Annotated in this window: 5 protein-coding genes; all 5 read right to left on the reverse strand. The window is 70.8% G+C overall.

Annotation, left to right across the window (positions count from 1 at the left end; all coding sequences use genetic code 11):
• Positions 1-660: catalase (locus ACJ73U_RS40255; RefSeq protein WP_407783044.1), on the reverse strand; the 660-nt coding region annotated here is incomplete at its 3' end.
• Positions 661-1079: 419 nt separating this feature from the next.
• Positions 1080-2135: an ABC transporter ATP-binding protein gene (locus ACJ73U_RS40260; protein ID WP_407783040.1), complete on the reverse strand. Its 1056-nt coding sequence runs from the start codon at positions 2133-2135 to the stop codon at positions 1080-1082.
• On the reverse strand, positions 2132-2935 hold the full coding sequence (gene modB, locus ACJ73U_RS40265) for a molybdate ABC transporter permease subunit (RefSeq protein ID WP_407783041.1): 804 nt from the start codon (positions 2933-2935) through the stop codon (positions 2132-2134). Before modB ends, ACJ73U_RS40260 begins: the two co-directional genes overlap by 4 nt.
• Positions 2932-3711: a molybdate ABC transporter substrate-binding protein gene (modA, locus tag ACJ73U_RS40270; RefSeq protein WP_407783042.1), complete on the reverse strand. Its 780-nt coding sequence runs from the start codon at positions 3709-3711 to the stop codon at positions 2932-2934. The genes modB and modA overlap by 4 nt, the downstream gene beginning before the upstream one ends.
• The gene (locus tag ACJ73U_RS40275) at positions 3712-4110 is read right to left on the reverse strand and encodes a molybdopterin-binding protein (RefSeq protein WP_407783043.1); all 399 of its coding nucleotides are present in this window, start codon (positions 4108-4110) and stop codon (positions 3712-3714) included.
• Between the last annotated feature and the right edge of the window lie 429 nt (positions 4111-4539).

The raw sequence follows: 4539 nt of genomic DNA on the forward strand, positions 1-4539 counted from the left end.
CCAGTGCCACTTGACGAGCACCGTGCTGCCGTCTCCAGCCTCCAGCCGGAAGGTGTGCACCCCGAAGCCCTCCATCGTCCTGAATGAGCGGGGGATGCCACGATCGGACATGTTCCACATGACGTGGTGGGTGGCCTCGGTGTGGGTGGACACGAAGTCCCAGAACGTGTCGTGCGCGCTCTGCGCCTGCGGGATCTCCCGGTCCGGGTGCGGCTTGCCCGCGTGGATGATGTCGGGGAACTTGATCCCGTCCTGAATGAAGAAGACCGGGATGTTGTTGCCGACGAGGTCGAAGTTGCCCTCGCTCGTGTAGAACTTCGTCGCGAACCCGCGGGTGTCGCGGACGGTGTCCGCCGAGCCGCGCGACCCGAGCACCGTGGAGAACCGCACGAACACCTGCGTCTCGACCCCGTCACCCAGGAAGGCGGCCTTGCAGATCTTCGCGGCCGTGCCGTAGCCGACGAACACGCCGTGCACCCCGTAGCCCCGCGCGTGCACGACCCGCTCCGGGATGCGCTCGTGGTCGAAGTGCATGACCTTCTCGCGCAGGTGGTGGTCCTGCAGCAGCGTCGGGCCCCGCTCCCCCGCCTTCAGCGAGTGGTCGGTGTCGTACAGCCGCAGGCCCACCGACGTGGTGAGGTACTCGCCCTGCTGTCCCATCGACAGCTTCGGGGCACCGGTCGGCGCGCCCGTCGGCGACACCGTCACCGGCCCCGTCTGGTCCGGCTTCGGCGTGAGTGGCCCGCGCGGCTCGGTCGGCTCGTCGAGGGAAGGCGGCTCACTGTTCGGAACACCGGGGATGGGCGGGTTCACCAGCTCAGCGACCTTCTCCACCGCCTTCTCGAGCGCCGCCTTGACGAGCTTGCCCGGCTTGCTGGGGGCCAACGGATCCTCCTAGTGGTGGGACGAACGACGTCAGAACGTGTCCATGGGCATTACCCCGGTTTCCGTTGGTTACTCACCCGTTGACTCGGTCGAGGGTTGGCGGCGCCCGAACTCGTCACCCGGGTCCGTCGCCGCGCCGGCTCACCTGACCCCGCCGAGGACCGTCCGCTCACTCGGGGAGCGGTGGGACGCGGTCAACCAGCCGGGTAGGTCGTGGTCTCGGTGGCCTTGACGCTCGCCCACAGCGGCTGGCCGGGCGCGAGGTGCAGCTCGGCCACGGTGGCGGGCGTGACGTCGGCGAGGACCGGCGGGGTGCCGTCGAGGTGGACGCGCACGGTGTGGGCGTGCTGTTCGATGTGGACGACCGTGACCGGCCAGCTGTTGCGGGGACCGCCGGCCAGCGACGAGGAGTGCAGGCCCACCGCCGTCGGCGGGAACGCGACGTGCACCGGACCGGCGGCGGGTTCGGCGATGACGAGCCGGCCACCGCCGGCGAGGGCGACGACCGTGTCCGCCGCGGTGCCGCGGTAGAGGTTGAGGCCCACGAGCTGCGCGACGTAGTCGGTGCGGGGCTGGCGGGCGACCCGCGCGGGCGGCCCCTGCTGGACGACGGCGCCGTTCTCGATGATCACCAGGTGGTCGGCCAGCACCATGGCGTCCAGGGGGTCGTGGGTGTCCAGCAGGGTGTTGCCGGGGTTGTCGGCGAGGTGGCGGTCCAGCTCGGCGCGGATGTGCACGCGGGTGCCGGCGTCCAGCGCGGCCAGGGGTTCGTCGAGCAGCAGCAGACCCGGGTCCGTGGCCAGGGCGCGGGCCAGCGCCACGCGCTGGGCCTGGCCACCGGACAGCGCGCGGGGGCGGGTGTGCGTGTGGTCGCCGAGGCCGACCTTCGCGAGCCAGCGCCGGGCCGTGGCGCGGGCGGTCGCCCGGTCGGTGCCGCGGGCGCGGAGTCCGAACGCGACGTTCTCCAGCGCGCTCATGTGGTTGAACAGCAGGTAGTCCTGGAACACGACGCCGATGGGCCGCCGTTCGGTCGGGACGAACACCGCCGGCGGCTGGTCCCAGGGTTCGTCATCGAGCCCGAGGTGTCCCCCGGTGAGGGGCAGGAGGCCGGCCAGGGCACGCAGTGCGGTGGTCTTGCCCGCGCCGTTGGGGCCGAGCAGGGCGACGACCTGACCGGGCTCGATGGTCAGGTCCAGCGTGAGGCGGAACCCGGCGCCGCGGGCCACCACGAGGTCGGCGTGCAGGGTCATGTCGGGGTGCTGATCCAGCGGTCGCGAAGGCTCACCAGCACGGTGACGGACAGGATGAGCAGCACGATCGACAACACGATCGCCGCGCCGGGGTCGGTCTCCAGTGCCAGGTAGACCGCGAGCGGCATGGTGGTGGTCCTGCCGGGGAAGTTGCCGGCGAAGGTGATGGTGGCACCGAACTCGCCGAGCGCACGCGCCCAGCACAGCACCGTCCCGGCCACCACCCCGGGCGCGATGGCCGGCAGCGTGACACGGCGGAAGGTCAGCCAGCGGGAGGCGCCGAGGGTGGCGGCGGCCTCCTCGTAGCGCGGGTCGGCGCCGCGCAGGGCCCCCTCGACGGAGATGACCAGGAACGGCATGGCCACGAACGCCTCGGCCACCACCACGCCCGCGGTGGTGAACGGCAGCGAGACGTCGAACCAGGAGTCGAGGTACTGGCCGACGATCCCCCGCCGGCCCAGCACCAGCAGCAGCGCCACGCCGCCGACCACGGGCGGCAGCACCAGCGGCACGGTAACCAGGGCGCGCAGCACACCACGGCCGGGCAGGTCACTCCTGGCGAGGAGCCAGGCCAGCGGGACTCCCAGCACCACGCAGATGACCGTGGCCAGGCTCGCACAGACCAGTGACAGGGTCAGCGCCTGCCCGACCTCCTCGCTGAACAGCTGGCCACCGAGCGTGGACCACGGTGCCCGCACGAGCATGCCGACCAGCGGGACGACCAGGAACGCCAACCCGACCAGCGCGGGGAGCAGCAGGACGAGCGGGAGCCGTGCGCGCCGCCGAACACGTGTGGTCATGGGGCGCCGAAGCCGGCCTTCGTGAGCACGGCCTTGCCCTTGTCGGAGAGCACGTAGTCGATGAACGCCTTGGCACCGCCGGGGTTCGGCGCCTTGGCACACGCCGCGATCGGATACTCGTTGACGGCCTTGTCCGCCTCGGGGAACTCGATGCCCTCCACCTTGTCGCCGGCGGCCTTCACGTCGGTCCTGTACACGAGCGCGGCGTCGACCTCGCCCAGGGACACCTTGGACAGCACGGCCTTCACGTCCTGCTCCAGGGTGTCCGGCGCGGCCGTGACGCCGGCGGCCCCGAAGACCTTCTTCGCCGCGGCACCGCACGGCACCTGCTCGGCGCACAGCGCGATCTTCAGGTCGGCCTTGGCGAAGTCCCGAAGTCCCGCGACCCTGGCGGGGTTGCCGGCCGGCACGGCGATCTCCAGCGTGTTGGTGACGAAGGTGACCGGCTTGCCGGTGACGGCGCCGGTGTCGGTCACGTCGGTCATGTTCTTGGCCGCGGCCGAGGCGAACACGTCCGCCGGGGCCCCCTGGTTGATCTGCGTAGCCAGGGCCGAACTCCCGGCGAAGTTGAACGTGACCTTCACTCCGGGATGCGCGGCCTCGAAGTCCTTGCCGAGCCGGGTGAACGACTCCGTCAACGACGCGGCCGCGAACACCGTGACGTCCCCGGTGATCCCGGCCGTGGCGGTGGTCCGTGCCGAGGCGCCGGTGTCGCCGGACGAGCACCCGGCCAGAACCAGAACGGCAGCCAGTGCGACGGGCAACAAGCGAGACATTCACGCCTCCGGAATCTCAACGACGACATGCGTGGACTTGATCGAGGCGACAGCCACGCTGCCCACCTCCAGGCCAAGCTCCTCGGCAGCCTCCCGACTCATCAACGACACGATCCGAAACGGCCCGGCCTGCATCTCGACCTGCGCCATCACCCCGTCCTTGACCACCCTGGTGACGATGCCCTTCATCTGGTTCCGCGCCGACCGGGCAACCGTCACCCCAGCCTCCGGCGCCTCCCCCTGCCGCTGCACGAACGCCGCCAGCTCGCTCCCCTCGACCGCCATGCGCCCGTTGTCACCCTGCACCACCGGAAGACGCCCCTGATCAACCCAACGACGCACCGTGTCGTCACTGACACCGAGCAGGTTCGCCGCCTCACTGATCCGCAGATTCGGCATGGAGAGAAGTGTATAGCCGCAAACGCGGACATCAACACACACACCAACACCGATGCACCCAATCGTGACCAGAGCCCGCCGCCAAGCGACGAAGACAACCCAAGCCCCGTGACCCAAGGTGACGAGAGCGGACCCAAGCCCCGTGACGGAGGTGACGAAACCGAACCCAGACCCCGTGCGGGGTGACCAAGCCGAACCCAGACCCCATCGCAAGGTGACGCAGGCGACCCGAGCCCCGTGGTCGAGGTGACGCAGGCGACCTGAGCCCCGTGCCCAAGGTGACGGACCCGAACCCAGACCTGTGGCCAGGGTGGCGAAACAGACCTCCTCCCAAGGCGGTTCGGTGGTGGTGGCGGGGGCAAGGCAGGCAGGCGCCAGCCTGCCCCCGGAGGGGCCTGCCCAGGGCGGCGGAGGCTCGCGGGTCAAGGG

Origin of the sequence: Actinophytocola sp., assembly GCF_045807065.1 — a bacterium.
Classification (GTDB): Bacteria; Actinomycetota; Actinomycetes; order Mycobacteriales; family Pseudonocardiaceae; genus Actinophytocola.

Coding starts and splice junctions, on each gene's coding strand:
- ACJ73U_RS40260 (WP_407783040.1), bottom strand. CDS start 2,135: ATGACCCTGCACGCCGACCTCGTGGTGGCCCGCGGCGCCGGGTTCCGC.
- modB (WP_407783041.1), bottom strand. CDS start 2,935: ATGACCACACGTGTTCGGCGGCGCGCACGGCTCCCGCTCGTCCTGCTG.
- modA (WP_407783042.1), bottom strand. CDS start 3,711: ATGTCTCGCTTGTTGCCCGTCGCACTGGCTGCCGTTCTGGTTCTGGCC.
- ACJ73U_RS40275 (WP_407783043.1), bottom strand. CDS start 4,110: ATGCCGAATCTGCGGATCAGTGAGGCGGCGAACCTGCTCGGTGTCAGT.